This window comes from Streptomyces drozdowiczii (assembly GCF_026167665.1).
GTDB classification, from domain to species: domain Bacteria; phylum Actinomycetota; class Actinomycetes; order Streptomycetales; family Streptomycetaceae; genus Streptomyces; species Streptomyces drozdowiczii_A.
In genome coordinates this window covers 3450203-3476150 of record NZ_CP098740.1, presented here as the reverse complement: position 1 = coordinate 3476150, position 25948 = coordinate 3450203, and the positions used below count along the sequence as shown (strand labels likewise).

At 69.7% G+C, this 25948-nt stretch carries 23 protein-coding genes and 1 pseudogene; 11 read left to right on the top strand and 13 right to left on the bottom strand.

All coding sequences use genetic code 11. The features are described 5' to 3' along the window. Positions 1-31: 31 nt before the first annotated feature. Entirely contained in the window at positions 32-1369 is a 1338-nt protein-coding gene (locus NEH16_RS15755) for an MATE family efflux transporter (protein ID WP_265543006.1), read from the bottom strand. Between the two features lie 477 nt (positions 1370-1846). Here NEH16_RS15755 and dnaB point away from each other — a divergent pair, with 477 nt between their 5' ends. After that, positions 1847-3307, top strand: a complete 1461-nt coding sequence (dnaB, locus tag NEH16_RS15750; RefSeq protein WP_199879121.1) for a replicative DNA helicase — start codon at positions 1847-1849, stop codon at positions 3305-3307. Positions 3308-3366: 59 nt separating this feature from the next. After that, positions 3367-4749, top strand: a complete 1383-nt coding sequence (locus tag NEH16_RS15745) for a serine hydrolase domain-containing protein (RefSeq protein WP_265543004.1) — start codon at positions 3367-3369, stop codon at positions 4747-4749. Between the two features lie 57 nt (positions 4750-4806). Here NEH16_RS15745 and NEH16_RS15740 read toward each other — a convergent pair. The 3 genes and pseudogenes from NEH16_RS15740 to NEH16_RS15730 form a co-directional block, all read right to left on the bottom strand. After that, a pseudogene (locus NEH16_RS15740) lies at positions 4807-5969 on the bottom strand (winged helix DNA-binding domain-containing protein). A 29-nt stretch (positions 5970-5998) separates the two neighbouring features. Next, the gene (locus tag NEH16_RS15735) at positions 5999-6451 is read right to left on the bottom strand and encodes a GNAT family N-acetyltransferase (RefSeq protein ID WP_073966676.1); all 453 of its coding nucleotides are present in this window, start codon (positions 6449-6451) and stop codon (positions 5999-6001) included. Positions 6452-6479: 28 nt separating this feature from the next. Then, the gene (locus tag NEH16_RS15730; protein WP_073966677.1) at positions 6480-6941 is read right to left on the bottom strand and encodes a MarR family winged helix-turn-helix transcriptional regulator; all 462 of its coding nucleotides are present in this window, start codon (positions 6939-6941) and stop codon (positions 6480-6482) included. Positions 6942-7078: 137 nt separating this feature from the next. Here NEH16_RS15730 and NEH16_RS15725 point away from each other — a divergent pair, with 137 nt between their 5' ends. After that, complete coding sequence (locus NEH16_RS15725; RefSeq protein WP_073966678.1) at positions 7079-8290, top strand: MFS transporter; 1212 nt, start codon at positions 7079-7081, stop codon at positions 8288-8290. Between the two features lie 9 nt (positions 8291-8299). Here the strand turns inward: NEH16_RS15725 and NEH16_RS15720 are convergent, their stop codons facing one another. From NEH16_RS15720 to NEH16_RS15700, 5 genes are all read right to left on the bottom strand, one after another. Beyond that, the gene (locus NEH16_RS15720) at positions 8300-9184 is read right to left on the bottom strand and encodes a GNAT family N-acetyltransferase (protein ID WP_265543000.1); all 885 of its coding nucleotides are present in this window, start codon (positions 9182-9184) and stop codon (positions 8300-8302) included. 194 nt (positions 9185-9378) lie between these two features. Beyond that, entirely contained in the window at positions 9379-9858 is a 480-nt protein-coding gene (locus tag NEH16_RS15715) for an NUDIX domain-containing protein (RefSeq protein WP_073966680.1), read from the bottom strand. A gap of 63 nt (positions 9859-9921) precedes the next feature. Beyond that, positions 9922-10818: a LysR family transcriptional regulator gene (locus NEH16_RS15710; RefSeq protein WP_265542998.1), complete on the bottom strand. Its 897-nt coding sequence runs from the start codon at positions 10816-10818 to the stop codon at positions 9922-9924. 212 nt (positions 10819-11030) lie between these two features. Next, positions 11031-12161 carry a cystathionine gamma-lyase gene (locus NEH16_RS15705; protein WP_265542996.1) on the bottom strand — a complete coding sequence of 377 codons (1131 nt, stop codon included), beginning with the start codon at positions 12159-12161 and terminating at the stop codon, positions 11031-11033. Between the two features lie 86 nt (positions 12162-12247). Further along, positions 12248-12625, bottom strand: a complete 378-nt coding sequence (locus NEH16_RS15700) for a phage holin family protein (RefSeq protein WP_073966683.1) — start codon at positions 12623-12625, stop codon at positions 12248-12250. A gap of 67 nt (positions 12626-12692) precedes the next feature. Here NEH16_RS15700 and NEH16_RS15695 point away from each other — a divergent pair, with 67 nt between their 5' ends. From NEH16_RS15695 to NEH16_RS15680, 4 genes are all read left to right on the top strand, one after another. Further along, positions 12693-13010 (top strand): cupin domain-containing protein, encoded by a 318-nt coding sequence (locus NEH16_RS15695; protein ID WP_073966684.1) that lies wholly within the window; start codon positions 12693-12695, stop codon positions 13008-13010. Positions 13011-13139: 129 nt separating this feature from the next. Beyond that, positions 13140-13355 carry a DUF5326 family protein gene (locus NEH16_RS15690; RefSeq protein WP_073966685.1) on the top strand — a complete coding sequence of 72 codons (216 nt, stop codon included), beginning with the start codon at positions 13140-13142 and terminating at the stop codon, positions 13353-13355. 240 nt (positions 13356-13595) lie between these two features. Then, positions 13596-14366 (top strand): IclR family transcriptional regulator, encoded by a 771-nt coding sequence (locus NEH16_RS15685; protein WP_276104182.1) that lies wholly within the window; start codon positions 13596-13598, stop codon positions 14364-14366. A gap of 101 nt (positions 14367-14467) precedes the next feature. Further along, entirely contained in the window at positions 14468-14905 is a 438-nt protein-coding gene (locus tag NEH16_RS15680; RefSeq protein ID WP_018101854.1) for an SsgA family sporulation/cell division regulator, read from the top strand. Between the two features lie 79 nt (positions 14906-14984). On the opposite strand, the gene NEH16_RS15675 is transcribed toward NEH16_RS15680, so the two are convergent. After that, positions 14985-16307: a YibE/F family protein gene (locus tag NEH16_RS15675; RefSeq protein ID WP_265542992.1), complete on the bottom strand. Its 1323-nt coding sequence runs from the start codon at positions 16305-16307 to the stop codon at positions 14985-14987. Positions 16308-16502: 195 nt separating this feature from the next. On the opposite strand from NEH16_RS15675, the gene thiC reads away from it, so the two are divergent. Then, positions 16503-18296, top strand: a complete 1794-nt coding sequence (thiC, locus tag NEH16_RS15670; protein ID WP_073966687.1) for a phosphomethylpyrimidine synthase ThiC — start codon at positions 16503-16505, stop codon at positions 18294-18296. 45 nt (positions 18297-18341) lie between these two features. On the opposite strand, the gene NEH16_RS15665 is transcribed toward thiC, so the two are convergent. From NEH16_RS15665 to NEH16_RS15655, 3 genes are all read right to left on the bottom strand, one after another. Then, on the bottom strand, positions 18342-19151 hold the full coding sequence (locus tag NEH16_RS15665) for a hypothetical protein (RefSeq protein ID WP_265542989.1): 810 nt from the start codon (positions 19149-19151) through the stop codon (positions 18342-18344). A 183-nt stretch (positions 19152-19334) separates the two neighbouring features. Next, positions 19335-20393 (bottom strand): metallophosphoesterase, encoded by a 1059-nt coding sequence (locus NEH16_RS15660; protein WP_265542986.1) that lies wholly within the window; start codon positions 20391-20393, stop codon positions 19335-19337. Positions 20394-20568: 175 nt separating this feature from the next. After that, entirely contained in the window at positions 20569-21681 is a 1113-nt protein-coding gene (locus tag NEH16_RS15655; RefSeq protein WP_026171354.1) for a LacI family DNA-binding transcriptional regulator, read from the bottom strand. A gap of 371 nt (positions 21682-22052) precedes the next feature. Here NEH16_RS15655 and hisC point away from each other — a divergent pair, with 371 nt between their 5' ends. The 3 genes from hisC to cydB all read left to right on the top strand — a co-directional run bounded on the left by hisC (position 22053) and on the right by cydB (position 25909). Continuing rightward, on the top strand, positions 22053-23132 hold the full coding sequence (gene hisC / locus NEH16_RS15650; protein WP_073966690.1) for a histidinol-phosphate transaminase: 1080 nt from the start codon (positions 22053-22055) through the stop codon (positions 23130-23132). Between the two features lie 250 nt (positions 23133-23382). Continuing rightward, positions 23383-24891 carry a cytochrome ubiquinol oxidase subunit I gene (locus tag NEH16_RS15645; RefSeq protein WP_265542984.1) on the top strand — a complete coding sequence of 503 codons (1509 nt, stop codon included), beginning with the start codon at positions 23383-23385 and terminating at the stop codon, positions 24889-24891. Between the two features lie 16 nt (positions 24892-24907). Next, the gene (cydB, locus tag NEH16_RS15640) at positions 24908-25909 is read left to right on the top strand and encodes a cytochrome d ubiquinol oxidase subunit II (RefSeq protein WP_265542982.1); all 1002 of its coding nucleotides are present in this window, start codon (positions 24908-24910) and stop codon (positions 25907-25909) included. The last annotated feature ends 39 nt before the right edge of the window (positions 25910-25948 follow it).

Sequence of the window (25948 nt, the reverse complement as noted above, 5' to 3'; positions counted from 1 at the left end):
TCGCCGTTTCACGTGAAACATGCCGGGGTCGTCAGCGGGTCGCGCCGGTGACCAGCCACTTTCCCGAGCGGGTACGGAGCCATAGCGTCGCCATCCGGACGATCATCATCAGCGCCATCGCGCCCCACAGGGCGCCGAGCCCGCCGCCCAGGGTGGGGACCAGGAGCGCCGCAGGAGCGAAGACGGCCAGCGTCACGAGCATGGCCCACGCAAGGTACGGCCCGTCGCCGGCGCCCATGAGCACGCCGTCCAGGACGAAGACGACGCCGGCGATCGGCTGGGTGGCCGCCACCACCAGGAGGGCGGGCAGCAGCGCATCCTGGACCGCCGTGTCGCTGGTGAACAGCGGGACGAAGAGCGGGCGGGCCAGGACGATCAGTACGCCCAGGACCACACCGGACGCGATCCCCCACTCCACCATCCGGCGGCATGCCTCGCGTGCGCCCTGCGCGTCGTCCGCACCCAGGTATCGCCCGATGATGGCCTGCCCGGCGATGGCGATGGCGTCCAGGGCGAAGGCCATCAGGCTCCACAGGGAGAGGACGATCTGATGGGCGGCGATATCGGTGTCGCCGAGCCGGGCGGCGACCGCGGTGGCGATGAGCAGGACGGCCCGCAGCGACAGCGTCCGGACCAGGAGGGGCGCACCCGCCTGGGCGCAGGCCCTGATGCCCGCGGCGTCCGGGCGCAGCGACGCGCCGTGGCGCCGGGCGCCCCGCACGACGACGACCAGATATGCGACGGCCATCGCGAGCTGGGCGATGACGGTGCCCCAGGCCGATCCGGCGATGCCCAGACCGGCGCCGTATACGAGGCCGGCGTTGAGGGCCGCGTTGGCGGCGAAACCGCCGATGGCGACGTAGAGCGGGGTGCGGGTGTCCTGGAGGCCCCGGAGCACGCCGGTCGCGGCCAGCACCACCAGCATCGCGGGGATGCCGAGGCTGGAGATCCGGAGATAGGTGATGGCGTGGGGCGCCGCGGTGGAGGAGGCGCCGAACACGTCGACGAGCCAGGGAGCCAGGGGGAGCGTCAGGGCGATGACGGCGAGGCCGAGCAGGAGAGCCAGCCAGATGCCGTCCATGCCCTGCCGGATCGCCGAGGCCAGATCGCCGGCGCCCACCCGGCGGGCGACCGCTGCCGTGGTGGCGTACGCGAGGAAGACGAAGATGCTCACCGCGGTCGTCAGAAGGGCGGCGGCGACCGCCAGTCCTGCCAGCTGGGGGGTGCCGAGATGGCCGACGATCGCGCTGTCGACCATCACGAACAGCGGCTCGGCCACGAGCGCGCCGAAGGCCGGGACGGCGAGCGCGATGATCTCGCGGTCGTGCCGTCGGCGGCGGGAAGACGGGGTTCCCGGTGGCTGGATCATGGCAGTCAATCTAATCTTCCACAGGTAAGAGATGCAATCGGCTCTGGGTCCTTACATTTTCTTGCCTGTGGGCAACTCTTGCACCGGACACGCGATGATCTCGCCCCGACCGTTCAACTTTTTCTCCCCCACAGCCGGTGGATGGGAAAAGTGCAGGTCACGGCGGTATTTGCAGGTGGCCTATGAGTTTGTCCACAGTGCTGTCCCCCGGTCCGTGCACAGGTTCCGGGGGGTTCTCCACAGCATCTGGTCGCTCGTCCACAGGGCCTGTGGATAACCAGATTGGCTGACGGTGCCGAGCCGCCTACCGTAGTCCGGCGCCCCCACCCTGTTTCGGCTCTGCGAGACCGCAGAACTCGACACACCGGAACCGGAGTCGGGGCTCTTGTTTGTCGGTGCCGTGCCGTAAGAAAGAGGAGCACGGCTAGGTCCGCGGAGCGGACGGGAGGAGGTGGCCGGGTGAGCATTCCCGAACCCCTGGACGACCCCTGGGCGGACACCGGCCCCAGTGACCGGCTGCCCGTATCCCGCCAGCGCCGGGGTGAGGACCGGGACCGTGGCGACCGCCATGACCGCAGCCGGGAGTCCCATGACTGGGAAGGCGGTTCACCGGGCTTCGAGCGGGTGCCGCCCCAGGACCTGGACGCGGAGCAGTCCGTGCTCGGCGGCATGCTCCTGTCCAAGGACGCCATCGCCGACGTCGTGGAGATCATCAAGGGCCACGACTTCTACCGTCCCGCGCACGAGACCGTCTATCAGGCGATCCTCGACCTCTACGCCAAGGGTGAGCCGGCCGACCCGATCACCGTGGCCGCCGAGCTGGTCAAGCGCGGCGAGATCACCAAGGTGGGCGGGGCGCCGTATCTGCACACCCTGGTCCAGTCCGTGCCGACGGCGGCCAACGCCTCGTACTACGCGGAGATCGTCCACGAACGCGCGGTTCTGCGGCGGCTCGTGGAAGCCGGTACGAAGATCACGCAGATGGGATACGCGGCCGACGGCGATGTCGACGACATCGTGAACTCGGCCCAGGCGGAGATCTACGCCGTCACCGAGCAGCGGACCAGCGAGGACTACCTGCCGCTCGGCGACATCATGGAAGGCGCCCTCGACGAGATCGAGGCGATCGGGTCCCGCAGCGGCGAGATGACGGGCGTGCCCACCGGGTTCACCGATCTCGACGCCCTGACCAACGGTCTGCACCCCGGCCAGATGGTCGTCATCGCGGCCCGTCCCGCCATGGGTAAGTCGACCCTCGCCCTGGACTTCGCCCGTGCCTGCTCGATCAAGAGCAACATGCCCAGCGTGATCTTCTCCCTGGAAATGGGGCGGAACGAGATCGCGATGCGTCTGCTGTCCGCCGAGGCGCGGGTGGCCCTGCACCACATGCGCTCCGGCACGATGACCGACGAGGACTGGACGCGGCTGGCCCGGCGGATGCCCGACGTCTCCGCGGCCCCGCTCTACATCGACGACTCCCCCAACCTCTCCATGATGGAGATCCGGGCGAAGTGCCGTCGCCTCAAGCAGCGCAACGACCTCAAGCTGGTGGTCATCGACTATCTCCAGCTGATGCAGTCCGGCGGTTCGAAGCGCGCCGAGAGCCGCCAGCAGGAGGTCTCCGACATGTCGCGAAACCTCAAGCTCCTGGCCAAGGAGCTGCAGCTCCCGGTCATCGCGCTCTCCCAGCTGAACCGTGGCCCCGAGCAGCGCACGGACAAGAAGCCGATGGTCTCCGACCTCCGTGAGTCCGGCTCCATCGAGCAGGACGCCGACATGGTGATCCTGCTGCACCGTGAGGACGCGTACGAGAAGGAGTCGCCGCGCGCCGGCGAGGCGGACCTGATCGTGGCCAAGCACCGAAACGGCCCCACGGCGACGATCACCGTCGCCTTCCAGGGCCACTACTCCCGCTTCGTGGACATGGCGCAGACCTGACCGGTACCGGGCCGGGAAATGGAGTCGCCATCCGTCGGGGCGGACGGTAGTTGTTGACGATGACTTCTCCAGCTGAACAGTTGCTTCCCGGTACCCGGCGGGCCCTGCTGCACCGCGTCGCCACGGCTCAGGCCGAAGGGCGAACCCCCTCTCTGGTCGCCGCCGTACAACGGCAGGGGCAGGTGGTCTGGGAGGGTGCGCGCAGCTGTGTCGACGGCCATGCCCCGGACTCCGAGACGCAATTCAGGATCGGGTCCCTCACCAAGACCTTCACCGCCGTCCTGGTGATGCGGCTGCGTGACGAAGGGCTGCTCGACCTGGCGGATCCCCTGGAGAAGCACCTGCCCGGCACCGGCGCGGGGGACGTGACCATTCATCAGCTGCTCGGCCACAGCGCGGGGCTCGGCGCCGAGACGACCGCGCCCTGGTGGGAGCGGACCCCCGGCAGCTTGCGGCCCACGCTCGCGGACGTGCTCGATGAGCAGGTCGCGATGCATCCGCCCGGCAACCGGCACCACTACTCCAACCCGGGCTATACGCTGCTCGGTTCGCTGGTCGAGGCCGTGCGCGGTGCTTCCTGGGAAGAGGTGCTGCGCCGCGAGGTGCTGGAACCCCTCGGCCTGCACCGGACCAGCTCGCTCCCCCAGGCTCCGCACGCCGGCGGCTGGGCGGTGCATCCCTGGGCGGACGCCCTGCTCCCCGAACCGGCGGAGGACCTGGGCCTCATGGCGCCCGCCGGACAGCTCTGGTCCACGACCGCGGATCTGCTCCGCTTCGCGGCCTTCCTGGCCGAGGGCGACGACCGGGTGCTCGGCGCGGCCTCCGTGGAGGAGATGAAGCAGCCGTCGGCCGCTCCCGCGCCCGGTGAGTGGGTCGATCACTACGGCCTGGGACTGCAACTGGTCCGGCGCAAGGGCCGTACCTTCATCGGGCATACCGGCTCGCTTCCCGGGTTCCTGGCCGCCCTCTGGGTCAGCACCGAGGACGACGTGACGGCTGTGGTGCTCGTCAACGCGACATCAGGGGTCGCGATCGGCGAGGTGGCCGCAGACCTCGTGGACATCGTCGCCGAGGCCGAGCCGCGCATCCCCGAGCCGTGGCGCCCGCTGCCCGAGGTGGACGCGGAACTCCTCGCCCTGACCGGGCTCTGGTACTGGGCCACACGCCCCAACATCCTGACGCTGCACGCCGATCGCGGACTGGAGCTGCGGCCGGTCAACGGCCAGGGCCGGGGGGCCCGCTTCACGGCGCGCCCCGACGGAACCTGGGTCGGCCTGGACGGCTACTACGCGGGGGAGACGCTGCGGATCGTGCGGAACCCGGACGGCAGCGTGAACCACCTCGATCTGGGGTCCTTCGTCTTCACGCGTGAGCCGTACGACCCCGCGGCAGCGGTGCCCGGCGGCGTTGACGAGGCAGGGTGGCGCGGTCTGGGGGACTGAGCGCAGCGCACGGAAGCGGTGCTGCCTTGTTTCACGTGAAACGGGCAGCACCGCCGCTCAGGCCGCCAACTCCCGTTCCAGAGGGGTCCGGAAGCGCGGGGTGATCCGGGCTTCCCCCACCCAGCCGGCCAGCCGGGCCGCCTCGGCCTCGATCGCCGCCTTGGCCTCCCGGCCCGGATCGGTGAGCAGCCGCCAGGTGAGCTCACCGTCGTCTCGCTGGGCCCAGCCGCCTACGATCCGGCCGTCCCACCACACCGTGGGGCCGATGTTGCCCGAGCGGTCGAAGAGGGCTGCCCGGTGCTCGGCAGGCAGATGGAAGCCGCGGTCCGCCCAGCCCATGCCGCTCGGGTCCAGCCCGGGGAGCAGGGCCGCCCAGGGGCCTGGACGGGCTCGGGCTCTGTGTCCCCGGGGGCGACCCAGGCCGGCGCCCCGTTGTCGAGCAGCACCTCCACGGCTCCGACCGCCGCGAGAGCGGTACGGACCTCACGGGTGCCCCAGCCGGTCCACCACTTCAGGTCGGCTTCGGTGCCCGGGCCGTATGCCCGGAGCCAGCGCAGGGCCAGTTCCGCCTGGGCCGGAGCGGTCTCCTCGGCCGGCCGGGGGCGGGCCAGGGCCCAGCGGAACTGGCTGGAGGTCCAGGAGCCCCGTGGCCGGTCCCTGCGGATCCGGCCCTCGGCGGCCAGCACCCGGATCACCCGGGTCGCGACGCCCTGGACCGTTTCCTGCTTCTTCCCCGGGAAGACGGTGATCTTGGTGCGAAGGGCGGCCACCCCGGCGGCGAGTTCGCTGCCCGAGACGGGGCCGCTGCCGGCCAGGAAGGCGAGGGCGCTTTTCTCGGTCTCGTCGAGCCAGCGCTCGTCCAGGCCGTGGCCGTCCTCGCGGAGATGCTTGACCAGGTTGCGGCGCTCCTTGGCGGCCACAGCGCGCGCGTTCGCCGCCTCGACGTGCGGGGCCATCTCGGCCGACACGACGAAAAGGGTGTTGCGCATGGAGAGCATCCGCACCAGGGAGACGTCCTCGTAGAGCGACCGCTCCACCGCTGCCACGTCCGGCTCGGCGAGTCTGGCGCAGGCCGAGAGGAAGACGGTGGCGGCGTCGGTCGCGTGGAGCGCGACGACGGCGTCGGCCACCGCGACGGGCGACGAGACCCGTTCGTTGGGGGCCAGCAGATGGCGGCGGACGATCCGGGTGCGGCGCTGTTCGTCGCTGATGCGTTGCACGTCGGCTCCTCGGGAACGCGGCAGGCGGGTCAGAGGGCGAGCTTGAAGCCCACATGGCTGGCGATGAACCCCAGCCGCTCGTAGAAGCGGTGCGCGTCGGTGCGGGACACGTCGGAAGTGAGCTGGACGAGTTGGCAGCCCTGCCGGCGTGATTCGTCCACCGCCCACTGGATCAGCCGGGTGCCGAGACCGCTTCCCCGTTCGTCGGCGTGGATGCGGACACCTTCGATCACGGACCGGGTCGAACCGCGCCGGGACAGCCCCGGGATCACGGTCAGCTGCAGGGTCCCGACGACGCGCTCCTCGCGCACGGCGACCATCATGTGCTGATTCGGGTCGTCGGCCAGTCGGCGGAGCGCCGCTCGATAGGGCGCGAGGTCCTCCGGTGACTCGCGCTGGGCGCCCAGCGGGTCGTCGGCGAGCAGGGCCACGATCTCGGCCAGATCGTCAGCGGTCGCGCGGCGTATCTCCAGATCGCTCATGATCCGCAGCCTACGCAGTCGACAGGCCCTAGGCGGGAACGGCCTTCAGTTCCTCGACGGCTCGGACGAGCGGGGCCAGTTCGGGATTCTCGGCGGCTTCGTCGAGCGCGATGCGCAGAGCGCGGTCGTTGGTGGGGCGGGCCTCGGAGAGCAGAGTGAGCCCGTCGGGGGTGACGTCGGTGTAGATGCCTCTGCGGTCGGTGTCGCAGAGGTACCGGGTCAGCAGCCCGCGGTCTTCGAGGCGGGTGACCAGGCGCGTCGTGGCGCTCTGGCTCAGTCCGACGGCGTCCGCCACCTGCTTCATCTGCAGGTGTCCGCCCGGGCCGCTGTGCTGTCGGCTGAGCACGTCCAGCAGGGAGTACTCGCGCACGCTCAGATCGTGGCCGCTCTGCAGAGCCCGTTCGATGCGGGTCTCGATCCTGCCGTGGAGCAGGGACAGCGCGATCCAGCCCTGCGAGAGGGCGGTCAGGGCCGGGTCCGTGGCTGTCATGGTCTCTCCTCCGTGCCGGAGCTGCTTACGTCCAGAGTAGCCGACGTGCGCAATAGCCAGCGCTTGCAATTAAAGAGCGTCTGCAATTATTGTCTACGCATGTAAAGGGCAGTAGCAATCTTCTGGGAAGGGAACCCATGCCGCTCGCACTCCTCGCCCTGGCCATCGGGGCATTCGGTATCGGGACCACCGAGTTCGTGGTCATGGGGCTGCTTCCCGAGGTGGCCGCCGAGTTCCAGGTGTCCATCCCGGCCGCCGGCTTCCTGGCCACTGGCTACGCGCTCGGCGTCGTGCTCGGGGCGCCGCTGATGACCGCGCTCGGTACGAGAATCAGCCGCAAGCGGATGCTGATGATCCTCATGGGCCTGTTCATCGTCGGCAATGTGGTCACCGCGGCCGCCCCCGTCTTCGAAGTGATGGTCGTCGGCCGTGTGATCGCCTCGCTCGCCCACGGTGCCTTCTTCGGCATCGGAGCGGTCGTGGCGGCCGATCTGGTCGCCCCGCAGAAGAAGGCGGGTGCCATCGCCCTGATGTTCACCGGACTCACCGTCGCCAACGTCGTCGGGGTGCCGGTGGGCACCTACGTCGGGCAGCACGCCGGCTGGCGGGTCACGTTCTCCCTCGTTGCCGCGCTCGGCGTGCTCGGTCTGCTCGGCGTCGCCCGGCTCGTTCCCGAACAGCCCCGCGCCGAGGGTGTCAGGCTGCGGCAGGAAGTCGCCGCCTTCCGTAATGTGCAGGTCCTGCTCGCCATGGCGATGACGGTCCTCGGATTCGGTGGCGTCTTCGCGGCGATCACCTACATCACGCCGATGATGACGGAGACCGCCGGTTACTCGACCTCCGCCGTCACCTGGCTGCTGGTCCTCTTCGGTCTCGGCATGGTCGGCGGCAACCTGATCGGCGGCAGGTACGCCGACCGCCGCCCCACGCTCATGCTCGCCGTGTCGCTGGGCGGCCTCGCCCTGGTCCTGGCCCTCTTCACCGTGACCTCCCACCACAAGGTCGCGGCGGCGGTCACCCTCGTCCTCATCGGCGCCTTCGGCTTCGCGACCGTGCCCCCGCTCCAGAAGCGGGTGCTCGACCAGGCGGTGGACGCCCCGACGCTGGCCTCAGCGATGAACATCGGTGCCTTCAACCTCGGCAACGCGCTCGCGGCCTGGCTCGGCGGGCTCGTCATCGGTGCCGGTCTCGGCTACACAGCCCCCAACTGGGTCGGCGCGGCGCTCGCCGCATCGGCGCTGCTCCTCGCCTTCGCCTCCAGCGCGCTGGAGCGCCGTACGACCGCACCGAGCCGCCTCGTCGCCACGCACGCCCCGGAGCAGGCAGCGGTTCCCGAACCCCGGAGCTGATGCACAGGATCAGCCCGTGGCGAGGCTGAAGGGGGCGAAGTACCGAGGCCAGTCCGCGTGCTGCCGCCCGCCGAGCGTCATCACCGTGGTCTCGGTGTCCGACCGCAGCCCACAGCGCCCGAGCCAGCCCAGCAGGTCCTCGTGGCGGGCGTCGACGTCCACCCGCAGCGGTCGGTCCGTCGCCTCGGCCAGTGAGGCCACGAGCAGCTGCGCCGTGGCGGTGTCCTTGGCGATCAGCGGCCCGACCGCATGGTTCGCCGCGCTCGGCGAGAGCGCGGCGAACCCGGTCAGCTCCCCATCCTCCTCGGCGACCCGCAGGTGGTCGGCGAACGTCGGGAGCCGGGTCAGCAGATGCGTGCGGTCGAGCCCGAAGACGACCGAGTCCAGCTGCACCACAGCCCGCAGGTCGTGGGCGGAAGCAGACCGGATGACAGCCCCGGAGCCGCCGAAAGGCTTCGGCCCGGCTCCCGCAGCCGGCCGGAAGGTCCCGCTCAGCCGGACGGTCCGCCCCACCGGCGCGAATCCGAGTTCTTCGTAAAGAGGGCGGCCCGAGGCTGTCGCATGGAGGCTGAGCGGGGTGTCCCCGGCAGCCTCGATCACCCGCTGCATCAGATACCGGCCGACTCCGCGCCGGGCATGGCGCCCGGCGACGAGCAGCATGCCGACGGCGGCCAGCTCGGAGCCGTACGAGACCACCACACAGGACGCCATCAGGCCCTTGCTGTCGGGGTCATCGATGCCGTAGCCCGTGCCGGCGGCGAGCAGCAGCGTCCAGCGCTCCTCGTCGCGAGGCCAGCCCCGGTCCTCGCTGAGATCGGCGCAGACGACCAGGTCGTCCCGAGTGAGGCGCCGGATGGGGAGATCGGACAGCGGGCGGGGCAATGAGCTGGGCATACGGGCCAGGCTCTCCGACCGATGATCGCCCGTCCACCGCTTTACCGGAACTGGCCCGGTCCCGCAGCGAAAATTGGGCCGGGACCTCGGCCGCGAACGGTTTCACGTGAAACACGCGCAGGCGCGAGAACCGGCACCGTGCGAGCCGGCCGGCACTGACGCGAGAGCCGACACCGTACGGGCCGGCCGGTGCGTCAGCCCAGGTCGGCGGCGTGCAGGGCCCGGACTCCCTCGATATTGCCGTCCAGGTAGTGCCGCAACGACAGCGGCACGAGGTGCACCGCTGCGATCCCGACCCGGCTGAAGGGCACGCGTACGACGTCGTACTCGCCGCAGGGGGCGTCGATCTCGGGGCCGTGGCGCAGGGACAGGTCCATGGAGTCGAGGCGGCAGACGAAGAAGTGCTGGACCTTGACGCCCTTCACTCCGCCCTCCTCGATGTGTTCCACGGTGTCGACGAAGCAGGGCACCACGTCGGTGATCTTGGCGCCCAGCTCCTCGTCCACCTCGCGGTGCAGGGCGTCGACCACGGTGGCGTCCTCGGGCTCGACCCCGCCACCCGGCGTGAGCCAGTACGGGTCCACCCCGGGCTTGGTGCGCTTGATGAGGATGAGGTCGTCACCGTCGAGGAGGATGGCGCGTGCGGTGCGCTTGACCACAGGACGTTCGGTCATGGCTGAAGCGTGGCCCACGGGACCCGTTCTGAAACACCGGGACGCTGTCGGGCGCTCCTGCGGTCACCAGTCGGCCGCCGCCCGCAGCAGCCATTCGTGCGCCCGGGCGAGATGCGGAAGCGCGAGCGTGCCGGTCCGCGCGGCCAGGAAGTACGTGCGCAGGGGCGGGACCGGAGGATCGAGGAGCGCCACCACCTCGCCTCGTTCCAACGCGTCCTCGCACAGATAGCGCGGCAGCACGGCGAGCCCGGCACCGGCGGCCGCGCACTCCAGGACCGCCCGCAGGTCCGGGGCGATGACGGCGCCGGCGGCCGCGGGCGCACTGTCGAAGACGGCGGCCCAGTAGCGGGAGACGAGCGGCAGGCTTTCGTGCACCTCCACCACGGGCAGCTGCTCCAGGACCACGGGGCCGTTGCGTCGCAGCGTGCCGGGCCCCAGCCGGCCGGCCCAGCGCGGAGAGGCGACCAGGACGTGCTCCTCGTCGCAGAGCGGGGTGGCGGTGAGCAGTTCCCCGCGCGGTCGTGCCGTCACGACGGCCAGGTCGTGGTGACCGGCGGCCAGGCCCTCCAGGGCCTCGTCCGTGTCGGCGGAGAACGACCCGCGCAGCGCGAGGCCCTGGGCGATCAGCGGTGTGAGCGCGGGCAGGACGCGCAGGGAGAGGAATTCCGGCGGTCCCGCCAGATGCAGGGTCCGTACGCCCGACTCCTCGTCGAGGTCGGTCTCGGCGATCTCGACCAGCGCGTCCAGGTGCGGAGCGGCCCGGTGCGCGAGTTCGTCGCCGATGGTCGTCGGGGTCACGCCCCGGGCCCTGCGCAGGAACAGCGGGCGGCCGAGCTGCCGTTCCAGGGTGCGTATCTGGGAGGTCACGGCGGGCTGCGAGAGGCCCAGCAGCGCGGCGGCGCGGGTGAACGAGCCGGCCCGGTGGACCGTGACGAAGGTGCGCAGCAGGGCCAGATCCACGTCTCGTCCCTCCCGCCCTCACACAGTGACGTATCCGATTGGACCCCCGACAACTATAAATATGTCGATAGGTCGCTGTCGCTACTGTGATTGGACACTGACGCAGAGTCAACTAGCCTTGTCGAGGCGGCTCTTCACAAGGAGAACACGGAGGGCCGGGGCGGTCCGAGCCACGAGGGGGGAGGCTCGGACCGCCGTACCGCGCGGCGGGATCAGCTCCCCGCGGTGGCCGCGGCCAGCGCCTGTTCGACATCGGCCACCAGGTCGGCGGGGTTCTCGGCGCCGACGGAGAAGCGGATGAAGCCTTCCGGTACGGAATCGCCGCCCCAGCGGCCCCGGCGCTCGGCGGTGGAGCGTACGCCTCCGAAGCTGGTGGCGTCCTCGACCAGCCGCAGGGCGGCAAGGAAGCGCTCCGCGGTTTCCCGGTCGGCGAGCACGAACGACACCACCGAGCCGAAGCGCCGCATCTGGCGTACCGCGTTGGCGTACGAGGGGTCGGTGGGCAGGCCGGGGTAGCGCAGCCCGGAGACGGCCTGGTGCTTGGCGAGCACCTCGGCGAGCACGAGGGCGTTGGCGCACTGCCGCTCGATCCGCAGCTCCAGCGTCGCCAGGGACCGGTGCGCCAGCCATGCCTCCATCGGACCGGGGATCGCACCGGCGATCTTGCGCCAGCGCCGCACTCCGGCCGTGAGCTCGGGGTTGCGGCAGGTCACATGGCCGAGCAGCACGTCGCCGTGGCCCGTCATGCCCTTGGTGTCACTGGCCACGGAGAAGTCGGCGCCCAGCTCCAGCGGGCGCTGGCCGAGCGGGGTGGCGAGGGTGTTGTCGACGGCGACCAGCGTGCCGCCGGCGTGCGCGGCCTCGACGAGGCGCCGCACGTCGCAGACGTCGAGGCCCGGGTTGGAGGGCGTCTCCAGCCACAGGAGCTTCGCGCCCTCCAGGACGGCGAGCTGGGCGTCGCCGCCGGTCGGCGCGGTCCGCACCTCGACCCCGTACGCCTCCAGCTGCTCGCGCAGCAGGGGAAGTGCCTGGTAGCCGTCGTCGGGGAGGACGACGGCATCGCCGCTACGCGCCTGGGAGAACAGGACGGCCGAGATCGCCGCCATTCCGGAGGCGAAGACGGTGGTCTCCACGTCCTCGCCCGGTGCCTCGAGTTCCCCGATGGCCTGTTCCAGCCGGGTCCAGGTCGGGTTGCCGTCCCGCCCGTAGGTGTAGGGGCCGGTCGGCTCGCCGGACAGGTGGAAGTGCGCGGCGAAGACCGGTCCGGGGAGGGTGGGCTCGTACTGCTGCGGTTCCGGCAGTCCCGCGCGTACCGCGCGCGTTCCGTCGCCCTGGGTGCTCATGGTTCGTCCTCGCTTCTCTCCCCGGCCGGTCACCGGTCCTGGTCGCACTGTCTCAGGTGGACGCGGGTCGCTTCCCGCCGGACGGATCAGTCCTCGTCCGGGAGGACGACGTTCAGCGCCCAGGACACGATCGAGATGATCAGGCCACCGAGGACGGCGGTCCAGAAGCCTTCGACGTGGAAGCTCAGGTCGAGCACCCCGGCCAGCCACGAGGTGAGCAGCAGCATCAGGGCGTTCACCACGAGGGTGATCAGTCCCAGCGTGAGGATGAAGAGGGGCAGGGTGAGCAGCTTCACGATCGGCTTGACCACGACGTTGACCAGGCCGAAGACCAGCGCGACGAGGACCAGGGTCAGGGCCTTGCGGCCGGTGCTGCCGCCGGTCAGCGTGATGTCCTGGACCAGCCAGATGGCCACGGCCAGCGCACCCGCGTTGGCGATCGTCTTGACTACGAAATTCTTCATGTGTCTGATCGTGGCAGACATGATCGGTGGCGGACACCGGCTGGGCGAGGCAAGGGGCGGACGGTCCATGAAGGCATTCAGGCTGGACGAGCTGGAGGCGGAACGGGCCGCCAACGACGGTGCTTACCTGCAGTTCCTTCGCGAGCGGAACATGTCGGTCGGCCTGTACGCGCTGGACGCCGGCGACCTCGACCCGCAGAAGCCGCACAGCCAGGACGAGGTCTACTTCGTGGTCAGCGGTCGCGCCTCGATCACCGTCGGCATGGAAACGACACAGGTGGGAAGAGGGAGTGTCGTGTATGTACCCGCAGGCACGGCCCACAAGTTCCACCACATCACCGAGGACCTGCGCGTGATGGTGGTCTTCTCGCCGCCCGAGGGATGAGTCCGCGGCCAGTGCGTCCCAGGGTTCCCTAAGGGTTCGATCAGGGGAGGACAAGGGCTTCCCGGGGTCCGGCGGCCTTCTTTCGCCTCTAGCATCGAAGCAGGAACTCACAGAGACGAGGTAAGGACGATGGCCGTGCGGGAGATATTCGCTGGGATGCCCTGGTGGGTGAAGTGGATCGCGGTGCCCGTGATCGCGATCGTCGTGTTCGGTGGCCTGATCGCCAGCCTGGTCGCGTTCGTGGTCGGTCTGCTCTTCAAGATCCTGATCTTCGTGATCCTGGTCGGCGGCCTCGTCTTCCTCGTACGGAAGTTCATGTCGTCGTCCTCCGGAAACGGCTGGTGACCGCACGCCCGACGGGGGATTAGCCCAGCTGAGCTAAGGGAAAGGCGAATCGGCACCCGGTCACAGGGCGGCCGATACAGTGACAGTCCTCTGCCACCGCCTGGGAAAACACCGCAAGTCACCTCCCCGACCAGTGGTTTGTACGGGATCCGGCCTCCGGCGCCCCGGGTCCGCGGCAGACCTGTGGGGGCGGCCCCCACGGGCGGGCTGACCGCCCGTCACCACGCCTGGGGGTGACCGTTGACCGCGGCATCGAGTACGGCTGTTCCGACGCTCATCGGGTCGGTGCAGCGGGCGCTGAGACTGCTGGAGGCTGTGGGCACCCATCGCGACGGGGCCCCGGCCAAACAGCTCGCGAGGGAAGCGGGGCTTCCCCTTCCCACCGCCTACCACCTGCTGCGGACCTTGACCCACGAGGGGTATCTGCGCCGGGAGAACGGCGTCTTCCGCTTCGGCGCCGCCGCCGAACGGCTGATGGGCGATCGCGCCGCTCAGAGCCGCCGCAGCGTCATGGCCCGTTCGCTGGGCCGCTGGCGGGACATCGTCGGAGCCCCGGTGTACTGCGCCATCTATCGCGAGGGCGAGATCGAGCTCCTCGCCGTGGCGGACAGCCCCGAGCGGCCGGCGGTCGACGAGTGGGCGGCGTTCCGCGAGACCGGGCACGCGCACGCGATCGGCCAGTGTCTGCTGAGCCGGCTGGACGAGAAGGCGCGCGAGGACCACCTGGACCGGCACCCGGTGCGCCCGCTGACCCGGTACTCGGTGCGCGACCGTGCGGCGTTCCTCGCCCGGCTGCGGTCGCTGGAGCGTACGGAACCGGTCATCGAGCGACAGGAGTACGCGCTCGGGACCGTCTGCGCGGCCTTCCCCATCACGGCCGGATTCACCGCCGCCGCGATGGCCATTTCGGTACCCCTCCACGAGGAGGATCGGTTGCTGCCCGCAGTCGAACGACTACGCGGCGAAGTGTCGAGCCTCTTGCGTTCGTTCGTGTTCTCTATCAGTATCTGAAAAATCACTCCTTGTGATCTGCTATCGCGTGCACCACGATGGCGTCAATAGGGCCATGGGGGATCATTCCTGGCCAGATTCATCTACTGCGGGGTTGAACGATGCGCGAGTCGGTTCAAGCTGAGGTCATGATGAGCTTCCTCGTCTCCGAGGAGCTCTCATTCCGTATCCCGGTGGAGCTCCGGTACGAAGTGTGCGATCCGTACGCGATCCGGATGACCTTCCATCTGCCCGGCGACGCCCCCGTCACCTGGGCCTTCGGCCGTGAGCTGCTGCTCGACGGCCTCAACAGCCCCAGTGGTGACGGCGATGTCCACATCGCGCCGACCGAGCCCGAGGGGCTGTGCGATGTCCACATCCGGTTGCAGGTGGGCGCCGACCGTGCGCTCTTCCGGGCGGGCACGGCACCTCTCGTCGCCTTCCTCGACCGTACGGACAAGCTGGTGCCGCTCGGGCAGGAGTGCACGCTGGGTGACTTCGACGGCAATCTGGAGGAGGCGCTGGGGCGCATTCTGGCCGAAGAGCAGAACGCGGGCTGAAGTGGTGCACGGCCCGGGAGCCGTCTTGCCACTCGAACACGACACCTGCCGATCGGGTGAATCACGCTGCGTGTTCCGGTCACGACCTCGCCCGCCGTCGCCGGCCCCTGCCGCTCCGCACGGGTGCCGAAGCCCCGGCTTCCGCGCCGACCCCCGTGCGGTCCGCGGAGACGACCAGCGCCGCCAGCGCTGTCGTCACCGGCACGGAGGCGACCAGTCCGATCGAGCCGACGAGGGTGCGCACGATCTCCTCGGCCACCAGCTCGCTGTTGGCGACCGTCCCCACGCTGCTCTGCGCGACCGTGAACAGCAGCAGGAGGGGCAGCGCCGCGCCCGCATAGGCGAGCACCAGGGTGTTGACCACGGAGGCGATGTGATCGCGGCCGATTCTGATCCCTGCCCGGTAGAGCTGCTTCGCACTCATGGTGGGGTTCGCCTGGCGCAGCTCCCAGACCGCCGAGGTCTGGGTGACCGTGACGTCGTCGAGCACGCCAAGGGAGCCGATGATGACGCCGGCCAGCAGCAGTCCGCTCATGTCGATGTGCGGATACAGGCCGTGGATGAGGCCGGTGTTGTCGTCGGTGTTCCCGGTCAGGCTCGCCCAGCCGATGAAGAGCGAGCCGAGCAGCCCGATCAGGAGCAGTGAGATCAGGGTGCCGATGACGGCGACGGAGGTGCGGGCGGTCGGCCCGTGGCAGATGTAGAGCGCGATCAGCATGATCGCTCCGGCCCCGACGACCGCCACCAGCAGCGGATTCGAGCCCTGAAGTATGGCCGGAAGGATGAACAGGGTCAGTACGGCGAACGACAGGGCGAGCGCCACCAGGGCCATGACCCCGCGCATCCTGCCCACGAGCACCACCGCGAGGGCGAAGATCCCGGCCAGCAAATACAGAGGGAACTTCCGGTTCACGTCCGTCACGGAGTACTGGAGGTCATGGGGCGCGTCGGGGGCGTACGCCACCACCACCCCCTGGCCCTCCCGCAGTTGCCTCGGTGCGTCCGGCTGGACGACCTCGACGAACCGGCGCCCCGAGTCGGGGCCGGTCGTGACCTCGACGGTGGCCTTCTCGCAGAGGCCGCCGGATGCCGGCCGGTCCACGGGGGGTTGGGTCTCGCCGCTGACGGGAAGCTGGGCGGCGTTCACGTCCTTGCAGTCGGTCTCGACGACGCTCACCACCTTTCCCTGCTGGGTCTGCCGGTCGAATCCGACACCTGTCCGGTCGTGCGCCGGCGCGCCATTCGGCCAGAGCGCCACGAGGCCGACGAGTACGGCGGCCGCGAAGGGGATCAGCACGGCGGCGATCACCTTGCGCAGACGGGTGGAGACGGGTGCGGCCGGGCCATGGCTGTGCGTGTGCTGATGGCCCTGCGGTTCTGGGTCGCGATGAGGGGGCGTCACCGGCCGATCATCGCAAGAAGGAAGGGGCCCTCTGGTCAGGTCGCCCGTCCGGGGGCTAGCGTGGTGGCACCTTTGCACACGCGGGAGCTCGGAGCACCGGGCTGAGAGGGCGCTGACCGCCGTACGACCGTACGGGCACGCTGCGCCGACCGCCGAACCTGTTACCGGGTAATGCCGGCGTAGGGAGTAGGTCTCATGACCACATCGGACACACGCACGCCTGCCTCCAACCAGGGCGACGAGGCCGGGAAGTCCATCGGCTGGCACAAGGGATACGTCCAGGGGCCGCGCCCCGACATCCGGGTGCCGGTCCGCCAGGTGCACCTGACCAACGGCAAGGACGTGACGCTGTACGACACGTCCGGGCCGTACACCGACCCCGCGGCCGAGACCGACGTCCGGCGCGGCCTCGCACCGCTCCGGGAGAACTGGATCATCGCCCGCAGCGACACCGAGGAGTACGCGGGCCGCCCCGCCCGTCCCGAGGACGACGGGCTCAAGCACACCTCGCCGCGAGGTGGACTGCGCAATCTGGACGCGGTGTTCCCCGGCCGCCCGCGCCGCCCGCGGCGGAGCCGGGACGGACGGCCCGTCACCCAGCTCGCGTACGCCCGCAGGGGCGAGATCACGCCGGAGATGGAGTACGTCGCGGTCCGCGAGAACGTGCCGGCGGAGGTGGTGCGCGAGGAGATCGCGGCCGGCCGCGCGGTGCTGCCCGCCAACGTCAACCACCCGGAGACCGAGCCGATGATCATCGGAAAGCGGTTCCTGGTGAAGGTGAATGCCAACATCGGCAACTCCGCGGTGACGTCCTCCATCGAGGAGGAGGTGGACAAGATGACGTGGGCGACCCGGTGGGGTGCGGACACGGTCATGGACCTTTCCACCGGCCGCAACATCCACACCACCCGTGAGTGGGTTCTTCGCAATTCACCCGTACCGATCGGAACCGTCCCTCTCTACCAGGCCCTTGAGAAGGTCGACGGGCGGGCGGAGGAGCTGACCTGGGAGATCTACAAGGACACCGTCATCGAGCAGGCCGAGCAGGGCGTGGACTACATGACGGTGCACGCCGGCGTACGCCTGCCGTACGTGCCGCTGACCGCCCGGCGCAAGACCGGCATCGTCTCCCGGGGCGGCTCGATCATGGCGGCGTGGTGCCTGGCGCACCACAAGGAGTCCTTCCTGTACGAGCACTTCGAGGAACTCTGCGAGATCCTCGCCGCGTACGACGTGACGTACTCGCTGGGCGACGGGCTGCGGCCCGGGTCGATCGCGGACGCCAACGACGAGGCGCAGTTCGCCGAACTGCGCACGCTCGGCGAACTGAACACGGTCGCCAAGCGGTTCGGCGTGCAGACCATGATCGAGGGCCCGGGGCATGTCCCGATGCACAAGATCAAGGAGAACATCGACCTTCAGCAGGAGATCTGCGAGGAGGCGCCGTTCTACACGCTCGGACCGCTGACCACCGACATCGCGCCGGCGTACGACCACATCACCTCGGGCATCGGCGCCGCGATGATCGCCTGGTGGGGGACGGCGATGCTCTGCTACGTGACGCCCAAGGAGCACCTGGGGCTGCCGAACCGGGACGATGTGAAGACCGGGGTCATCACGTACAAGATCGCGGCCCACGCCGCCGACCTGGCCAAGGGGCACCCGGGGGCGCAGGAGTGGGACGACGCGCTGTCGGACGCCCGGTTCGAGTTCCGCTGGGAGGACCAGTTCAACCTGGCGCTCGACCCGGACACGGCACGGGAGTTCCACGACGAGACCCTGCCCGCCGAGCCCGCCAAGACGGCGCACTTCTGCTCGATGTGCGGCCCGAAGTTCTGTTCGATGAAGATCAGCCACAGCATCACCGAGCAGTTCGGCGGCGCGAACGGCGCGGAGGCCACGGCCGAGGAGATCGCCGAGGGGATGCTCGGCAAGTCGCGTGAATTCGCGGCGGGCGGGAACAGGGTCTATCTGCCGCTGGCCGACTGACCCGGACGCGCACGGCTCCGGCGTCTTCCGCCGGAGCCGTGGCGGTCAGTCCGGTTCGTGCTCGGGACCGCCGAAGTCGGGGCTGGTGAAGTCCGGGCTGCTGTACGTGGGACGGGGCGCCGCAGCCGGGCCCTCGTCCGGGCCGGCGAAGTCGGGCCTGCTGTAGCCGATCTTGGGGAGGCGGCCCGTCGGGCGGTGCGGGGCGGGGACCGCGGGCCCGGCGGGCTCTGCGAGGGCGTCGCGCAGGAAGGGCACGATGCCCCGCTCAAGGAGCGCCTGCCGCCAGGCGTCCTTGGCGCGGGCCACGTCGTCGGGCAGTTGCTCGCGGGCTTCCCGGGCGGACAGGGACGTCGAGCCGTTGCGCAGGGCGGCGATGAGCAGGCCGATGGCGGCGACGAAGATGGCGGCGGCGGTGACGGCGGCGAAGAACCAGCCCGCGTCCACCATGGGGCCGGCGAATGCCGGTGGTGGCTCCAGCATCTTCAGGAGGTAGCCGACCAGCAGGAATATGGCCGCCGCCGTACCCGCCAGCATCGGCGTCAGAACGGTGACGACCGCGCCTATGCCGGCGCCCGACTGGATGAGGCCGTCCGGCGCCGTGCCGGAAGCCGTGTCCCGGGCGGGGGCGCGTGCTTCGTCACGGGTCTTCACGTACTGCTCGTACTCGGGGGCGGCCGTGGCGGTGATCAGGGCGACGGCCGCCAGCGCCATGGTGCGCAGCTGGGCGGCGTTGAGGCGTTCGCCGACGGCGGCCAGTTCCGGTCGTTCGTGTGCGTGACGCAGTGCGTCGTCGAGGAGCCGTTCGTACTCGGGCCGGTCCTCGGTCAGCAGGTGCGGAGCGCTGTTCATCTGCATCCCCCGATGCTCCGTCGGGCCTGTGTGCCCGCTGGGTACGGGCAGTTCGGGCGGAAACGGAGGAGAGCCTGCTTACTGATAGGCCGATGGTAGAGCGCGCACGGTGCGGGGTGACAGAGGGTTTGCGGAAATAGCCCCTGTACTCGGCGTGGTCAGCTCGGGATGCGTCTTCCCCGCAGGGCGTCAGTCATGCAGGGGGAGTCGGACGACCAGTAGCTTTCCGGCCATGGTCACCCCGCCGTCCATGGCGATGGCGAGCCCGTCCGCGTACACATGCGGCCCGTCGACCTGAGGCCCGGCACCGTCCGCGCCGTCCTCGGAGCCGACCTCGCCGGTCAGGTACGGGATGGGGCTGTGGCCATGGACGACGCGCCGGCCGCCGTAGGCCGCCATCAGCTCCTGGACGGCCTGGGCGCCCGAGTCGTCGCGGAAGGCGAACCGCTTGGTGAGCTTGCGGAACAGGTCCCAGCACTCGTCGGCGTCGTTGCGCGTGAGGATGGCGTGCACCGTGTCGTTGACGTCCTCGATGGTGGAGCCGTAGTCGAGGTACGCCGTCGTGTCCGAGTGCATCAGGAGGTGCCCGTCCTCCTCGACGACGGCGTCGAGCCGGGACATCCACTGGAGGTGGACGTCCTGAAGGCGCTCCATGTCCGACTTCTGCCCGCCGTTGAGCAGCCAGGCCGCCTGGAAGGTGGCCGTTCCCGCGCCGGAGTTCACCGGGGTGTCGCCGAACCGCTTGGCGCCGATGAGCAGCAGCTCGTGGTTGCCCATCAGGGCCTTGCAGTATCCGCCGGCGGCCGCGGCCTCGGCGGAGAGCCGCATGACGAGGTCGATGACGCCGATGCCGTCGGGGCCCCGGTCCGTGAAGTCGCCGAGGAACCAGAGGCGCGCGTTGCCCGCCGCCCAGCGGCCTTCGGAGTCGATCAGGCCCTGCTCGGCGAGGGCCGCGAGCAGCTCGTCCAGGTAGCCGTGGACGTCACCGACCACGTAGAGGGGGCCGAGGCCCGGGCCGGCGGCGGGGCGTGGTTCGGGCACGGGCTGCACCTGGGCGGGTTCGTCGCGGCTGATGACGGGGAGATCGCGCGCCGTGGGGGTGTACCCCTCCGGAGTGCCGCCCTCGGGGAAGGCGTTCCCCGGGTGCGGCGACGCGGGCGGCGCGGGGGACTGCGCATAGGGCGGTACGCGGAAGTCGCGCAACGTCGCCGTCCGCACCACGGGTTCCTGACCGGCCCCCTGTGTCATCGACCCCTCCACACCACCGTCGCGCCGCCGTACACCTGACGGGCCCTGCTGGTCGGGTTGGTCCGCGGTGTCGTGCGCCCATCATAGGAATGCAGATCGTGCTCTGGGACGCACCAGGGGTGGTGAATCCTTCCGCATGCCAGGTTCGTCGGTCGATTGGTCCTAATTGGGATGATCAGTCCCCTGCCGGGGAACGCGGCGCACTGACCGTGGTGCGGGGCGGGCGGCGTTGCGAGGACGTCCGGACGATCAGCTCCGTCGGCACCACCCGTTCCACCGGGCCGTCCTGATCGACGCCCTCGATGGCGTCGATGAGCAGTTGGACGACCGCCGTGCCGATCCTCCGCGGCTTCAGCGAGAGCGTCGTGATGGGCGGCTCGGTCGTCGCGTACACCGTGGATTCGCTGCAGCAGACGAGGAGCAGGTCCTCGGGGACGCGCAGGCCGTAGCGGCGGGCAGCCGCCAGCAGGTCCGTGCCGTTGGGGTCGAAGAGCCCGTAGACGGCGTCGGGGCGGTCCGGACGGGCCAGCAGCCGGTCGGCGGCCACCGCCCCCGCGCACGGGTCGTGGGCGGGGTAGGACTCGTAGACCGGATCCTGTCCCACGCGCTCGCACCAGTGCAGGTAGGCGGTGGTGGAGAGTCGGGTGTACGTATCGGTGGTGGTGCCGGTGAGCAGTCCGATACGGCGGGCCCCGGCGGCGGCCAGATGGTCCAGGAGGTCGAGCACGGCCGCCCGGTGGTCGTTGTCCACCCAGGCGGTGACGGGCAGCGACCCGGCGGGGCGGCCGTCGGAGACGACGGGCAGTCCCTGACGGACCAGCTCGGAGACGACCGGGTCCTGGTCGGACGGATCGATGACGACGGTGCCGTCGAGCGCCACGTTGGACCAGACGTCGTGGCGCGAGGTGGCCGGCAGGATGACCAGGGCGTAGCCGCGCGCGAGGGCCGCCGAGGTGGCCGCCCTCGCCATTTCCGCGAAGTACGCGAACTCGGTGAAGGTGAAAGGTTCATCCCCGTACGTCGTCACGGTCAGGCCGATGAGGCCGGACTTGCCGGTACGGAGCGTGCGGGCCGCCGCGGAAGGGCGATAGCCCAGGCGCTCTGCGACCTCGCGGACATGGCGGCGGGTGGCGTCCGGGAGCCTGCCCTTGCCGTTGAGCGCGTCGGAGACGGTCGTGATGGAGACGCCGGCGGCGGCGGCCACATCCCGGATTCCGGCACGTCCCTGCCTGCCGCCGCGCCGGGGGGTCTCCGTCCGGCTCACCTGGTGCTTCCCTGCTGCTGTCATGGCGAGCCGATAGTAGGGGTCGGGCGGGGAATTGGTCCGGTCGCATATGCACGCGTTGACAGGCACGTTTCTGCAAGGTCATTGGGTGGCAACGGCCTTATGAAACAAGGTTGTTGGCCGGTCCCACCGTCATGTGTCATGCATCCGGCCGGATGGACCTGTCGAGGGGGCAAGGTCTCGAGGAGGTCTCAACTCACCTTTTCGAGGGACGCGCGCCACGGAGTGAGCCACCGGCGCGCGCCACTGCCGGTCGCGCTCCCCCTCATTCCGGGGTTCACCGGACGAATCCGCTGTCCACCCGTTCGCAGCGGCGCCCAATCCTCATAAGGTGAGCAGTATTGATGTGTACGGACGGTCGAGGAGGACCTGCGGTGAGCGAGACGAGCCCCAAGCTGCGCGCCGAACTGGACGGCGTTCCCGCCTATGTTCCGGGCAAACCGGCGTCGGCGGACGGACCCGCCGCTTTCAAGCTGTCCTCCAACGAGAACCCGTATCCGCCGCTGCCGGGCGTGATGGAGAGCGCGCTCGCGGCCGCTGAGCACTTCAACCGCTACCCGGACATGGCCTGCACCGGTCTGATGAACGAGCTGGCCGACCGTTTCGGTGTGCCCGTCTCGCACCTGGCCACCGGCACCGGTTCGGTCGGCGTGGCCCAGCAGCTGCTCCAGGCCACCTCGGGCCCGGGCGACGAAGTGATCTACGCCTGGCGCTCCTTCGAGGCGTACCCGATCATCACGCAGGTCAGCGGCGCGACCTCGGTCAAGGTGCCGCTGACCGACGGCGATGTGCACGACCTGGACGCGATGGCGGACGCGATCACCGACCGGACGCGGCTGATCTTCGTCTGCAACCCGAACAACCCCACCGGCACCGTCGTGCGCAGGGCCGAGCTGGAACGATTCCTCGACCGGGTGCCGAGCGATGTGCTCGTGGTGCTGGACGAGGCGTACAAGGAGTTCATCCGCGACGTCGAGGTCCCCGACGGCCTCGAGATCTACCGGGACCGCCCCAACGTGGCGGTGCTCCGGACGTTCTCCAAGGCGTACGGGCTCGCGGGTCTGCGGGTCGGCTTCGCGGTGGCCCACGAGCCGGTGGCGGCCGCGCTGCGCAAGACGGCGGTGCCGTTCGGCGTCAGCCAGCTCGCGCAGGACGCGGCGGTGGCCTCGCTGCGCGCCGAGGACGAGCTGCTGGGGCGGGTCGGCTCGCTGGTGTGCGAGCGGGACCGGGTCTCCGAGGCCCTGGCACGGCAGGGCTGGACGGTTCCCGAGTCCCAGGCGAACTTCGTCTGGCTGCGGCTGGGCGACCGCACCTTGGACTTCGCGGCGGCCTGCGAGAAGGCCGGTGTGGTGGTCCGGCCGTTCGCGGGCGAGGGCGTGCGCGTGACGATCGGCGAGAGCGAGGCGAACGACCTGTTCCTGAAGGTGACGGAGTCGTTCCGCCAGGAGCTGTAGCCGGCGTCGTCCGGCAGCCGGGCCCCGTATCTCGTGAGAGGTGCGGGGCCCTTTCGTATGCCCGGCTCCGCAGGCCCGGCGCGGGGGCGGCGGTGAGAGGGGACCCCGGGCGAAGGGCCCGAAAGCGTGTGCGCCATAATTGCTTGTGAATGTGAACGCGTTCACAAGCGTGTCCTGCTTCCTCCCGTGATCCGTTGGATTTCACGGACAAATCGCCGCTGCGGCGGCGATGACGTAAGGAGAAGACGACGTGGAGCTAGCTCTGGCGCCGGAGACCCTGGCGCGATGGCAGTTCGGTACGACGACCGTCTACCACTTCCTCTTCGTTCCTCTGACGATCTCTCTCGCGGCGCTCACTGCCGGCCTGCAGACCGCCTGGGTGCGGACGAACAAGGAGAAGTACCTCAGAGCCACCAAGTTCTGGGGAAAGCTCTTCCTGATCAACATCGCCATGGGTGTCGTCACCGGCATCGTCCAGGAGTTCCAGTTCGGGATGAACTGGTCCGACTACTCGCGGTTCGTCGGTGACATCTTCGGGGCTCCGCTAGCGTTCGAGGCCCTGATCGCGTTCTTCTTCGAGTCCACCTTCATCGGCCTGTGGATCTTCGGCTGGGACAAGCTTCCGAAGAAGATCCACCTCGCCTGCATCTGGATGGTGTCCGTCGGCACCATCCTCTCCGCCTACTTCATCCTGGCGGCCAACTCCTGGATGCAGCACCCGGTCGGTTACCGCATCAACAAGGAACGCGGCCGCGCCGAGCTGACCGCCTTCTGGCAGGTGCTCACGCAGAACACCGCGCTGACCCAGTTCTTCCACACCATCACGGCCGCCTTCCTGGTCGGTGGCGCGTTCATGGTCGGCATCGCGGCCTTCCACCTGGCCCGCAAGAAGCACATTCCGGTGATGCGGACCTCGCTGCGGCTGGGCCTGATCACCGTGGTGATCTCCGGCCTCCTGACCGCCGTCAGCGGTGACCAGCTCGGCAAGGTGATGTTCAAGCAGCAGCCGATGAAGATGGCGGCGGCCGAGGCGCTGTGGGACGGGCAGAACGCCGCGCCCTTCTCGATCTTCGCCTACGGGGACGTCAGCAAGGGCCACAACTCCGTCGAGATCTCCGTCCCCGGGGTGCTGTCCTTCCTCGCCGACGACGACTTCCACTCGTACGTGCCGGGCATCAACGACATCAACAAGGCGGAGCAGGAACGCTTCGGCCCCGGCGACTACCGGCCCAACATCCCCGTCGCCTTCTGGAGCTTCCGGTGGATGATCGGCTTCGGGATGGCCTCGTTCGGTCTCGGCATCCTCGGCCTGTGGCTCACGCGGAAGAAGTTCATGCTGCCCGAGGCGATGCGCACCGGTGAGGACGAGGTGCCGCATCTGGTCCTCTTCAAGACCAAGGCCCTCAGTCCACGCCTTGCCCGGTGCTACTGGATCGTCGCCCTGTGGACCTTGCTCTTCCCGCTGATCGCCAACTCCTGGGGCTGGATCTTCACCGAGATGGGTCGGCAGCCCTGGGTGGTCTACGGCGTACTCCGGACCCGTGACGCGGTCTCCCCCGGTGTCTCCCAGGGCGAGGTGCTGACCTCGCTGATCGTCTTCACCGTGCTGTACGCGGTGCTCGCCGTCATCGAGGTCCGGCTCCTCCTGAAGTACATCAAGGCCGGGCCGCCCGAGCTCACGGACGACGACCTCAACCCGCCCACCCGGATCGGCGGCGACCACGAAGACGCCGACCGGCCCATGGCCTTCTCCTACTGAGAGCGGGAGCCGAGAAATGGAACTCCACGACGTCTGGTTCGTGCTCATCGCCGTCCTGTGGACCGGCTACTTCTTCCTGGAGGGCTTCGACTTCGGGATCGGCGTCCTCACCAAGCTGCTGGCCCGGGACCGCACGGAACGGCGGGTGCTGATCAACACCATCGGCCCGGTCTGGGACGGCAACGAGGTCTGGCTGCTCAGCGCCGGCGGAGCGACCTTCGCCGCGTTCCCCGAGTGGTACGCCACGCTGTTCTCCGGCTTCTACCTGCCGCTGCTGCTCATCCTGCTCTGCCTGATCGTGCGCGGCGTCGCCTTCGAGTACCGGGCGAAGCGGCCCGAGGAGAAGTGGCAGACCAACTGGGAGCACGCGATCTTCTGGACCTCCCTGATCCCCGCCGTGCTGTGGGGCGTGGCTTTCGGCAACATCGTGCGCGGCGTGAAGATCGACGCGCACATGGAGTACACGGGGAGCGTCCTGGACCTGCTCAACCCCTACGCGCTCCTCGGCGGTCTGGTCACCCTCACCCTCTTCACCTTCCACGGCGCGGTGTTCGCCGGGCTGAAGACGGCCGGTGACATCCGGGCGCGGGCGCGCGGGCTGGCCCTGAAGCTGGGCGCCGTCACGGCCGTGCTGGCGCTCGCCTTCCTCGTCTGGACCCAGGCCGAGAACGGGGACGGACGGAGTCTGATCGCGATGATCGTCGCGGCGGCGGCGCTGGTCGGTGCGATCGCGATGGCCGCGGCAGGGCGTGAGGGGTGGTCCTTCGCGCTCTCCGGTGTGGCCATCGCGGCGACGGTCGCCATGTTGTTCCTGACGCTCTTCCCGAACGTCATGCCGTCCTCGCTGAACGACGCCTGGAGCCTCACGGTCACCAACGCCTCGTCCAGCCCGTACACGCTGAAGATCATGACCTGGTGCGCCGGTATCGCCACTCCGGTCGTGCTGCTCTACCAGGGGTGGACGTACTGGGTGTTCCGCAAGCGGATCGGCACCCAGCACATCGCCGAAGCGCACTGACGCAGTGAGTTCCCCGACCGAGCCGAGCCGCAAGGGATG

What these genes read in the sequence shown, in the direction of transcription:
- NEH16_RS15730 (WP_073966677.1), bottom strand. Translation starts at nt 6,941, where the DNA reads ATGACAGCCACGGACCCGGCCCTGACCGCCCTCTCGCAGGGCTGGATC.
- NEH16_RS15715 (WP_073966680.1), bottom strand. Translation starts at nt 9,858, where the DNA reads ATGACCGAACGTCCTGTGGTCAAGCGCACCGCACGCGCCATCCTCCTC.
- NEH16_RS15735 (WP_073966676.1), bottom strand. Translation starts at nt 6,451, where the DNA reads ATGAGCGATCTGGAGATACGCCGCGCGACCGCTGACGATCTGGCCGAG.
- NEH16_RS15690 (WP_073966685.1), top strand. Translation starts at nt 13,140, where the DNA reads ATGGCCGTGCGGGAGATATTCGCTGGGATGCCCTGGTGGGTGAAGTGG.
- NEH16_RS15695 (WP_073966684.1), top strand. Translation starts at nt 12,693, where the DNA reads ATGAAGGCATTCAGGCTGGACGAGCTGGAGGCGGAACGGGCCGCCAAC.
- NEH16_RS15665 (WP_265542989.1), bottom strand. Translation starts at nt 19,151, where the DNA reads ATGCAGATGAACAGCGCTCCGCACCTGCTGACCGAGGACCGGCCCGAG.
- NEH16_RS15660 (WP_265542986.1), bottom strand. Translation starts at nt 20,393, where the DNA reads ATGACACAGGGGGCCGGTCAGGAACCCGTGGTGCGGACGGCGACGTTG.
- NEH16_RS15655 (WP_026171354.1), bottom strand. Translation starts at nt 21,681, where the DNA reads ATGACAGCAGCAGGGAAGCACCAGGTGAGCCGGACGGAGACCCCCCGG.
- NEH16_RS15705 (WP_265542996.1), bottom strand. Translation starts at nt 12,161, where the DNA reads ATGAGCACCCAGGGCGACGGAACGCGCGCGGTACGCGCGGGACTGCCG.
- NEH16_RS15755 (WP_265543006.1), bottom strand. Translation starts at nt 1,369, where the DNA reads ATGATCCAGCCACCGGGAACCCCGTCTTCCCGCCGCCGACGGCACGAC.
- thiC (WP_073966687.1), top strand. Translation starts at nt 16,503, where the DNA reads ATGACCACATCGGACACACGCACGCCTGCCTCCAACCAGGGCGACGAG.
- NEH16_RS15680 (WP_018101854.1), top strand. Translation starts at nt 14,468, where the DNA reads ATGCGCGAGTCGGTTCAAGCTGAGGTCATGATGAGCTTCCTCGTCTCC.
- NEH16_RS15720 (WP_265543000.1), bottom strand. Translation starts at nt 9,184, where the DNA reads ATGCCCAGCTCATTGCCCCGCCCGCTGTCCGATCTCCCCATCCGGCGC.
- NEH16_RS15725 (WP_073966678.1), top strand. Translation starts at nt 7,079, where the DNA reads ATGCCGCTCGCACTCCTCGCCCTGGCCATCGGGGCATTCGGTATCGGG.
- cydB (WP_265542982.1), top strand. Translation starts at nt 24,908, where the DNA reads ATGGAACTCCACGACGTCTGGTTCGTGCTCATCGCCGTCCTGTGGACC.
- NEH16_RS15745 (WP_265543004.1), top strand. Translation starts at nt 3,367, where the DNA reads ATGACTTCTCCAGCTGAACAGTTGCTTCCCGGTACCCGGCGGGCCCTG.
- NEH16_RS15700 (WP_073966683.1), bottom strand. Translation starts at nt 12,625, where the DNA reads ATGAAGAATTTCGTAGTCAAGACGATCGCCAACGCGGGTGCGCTGGCC.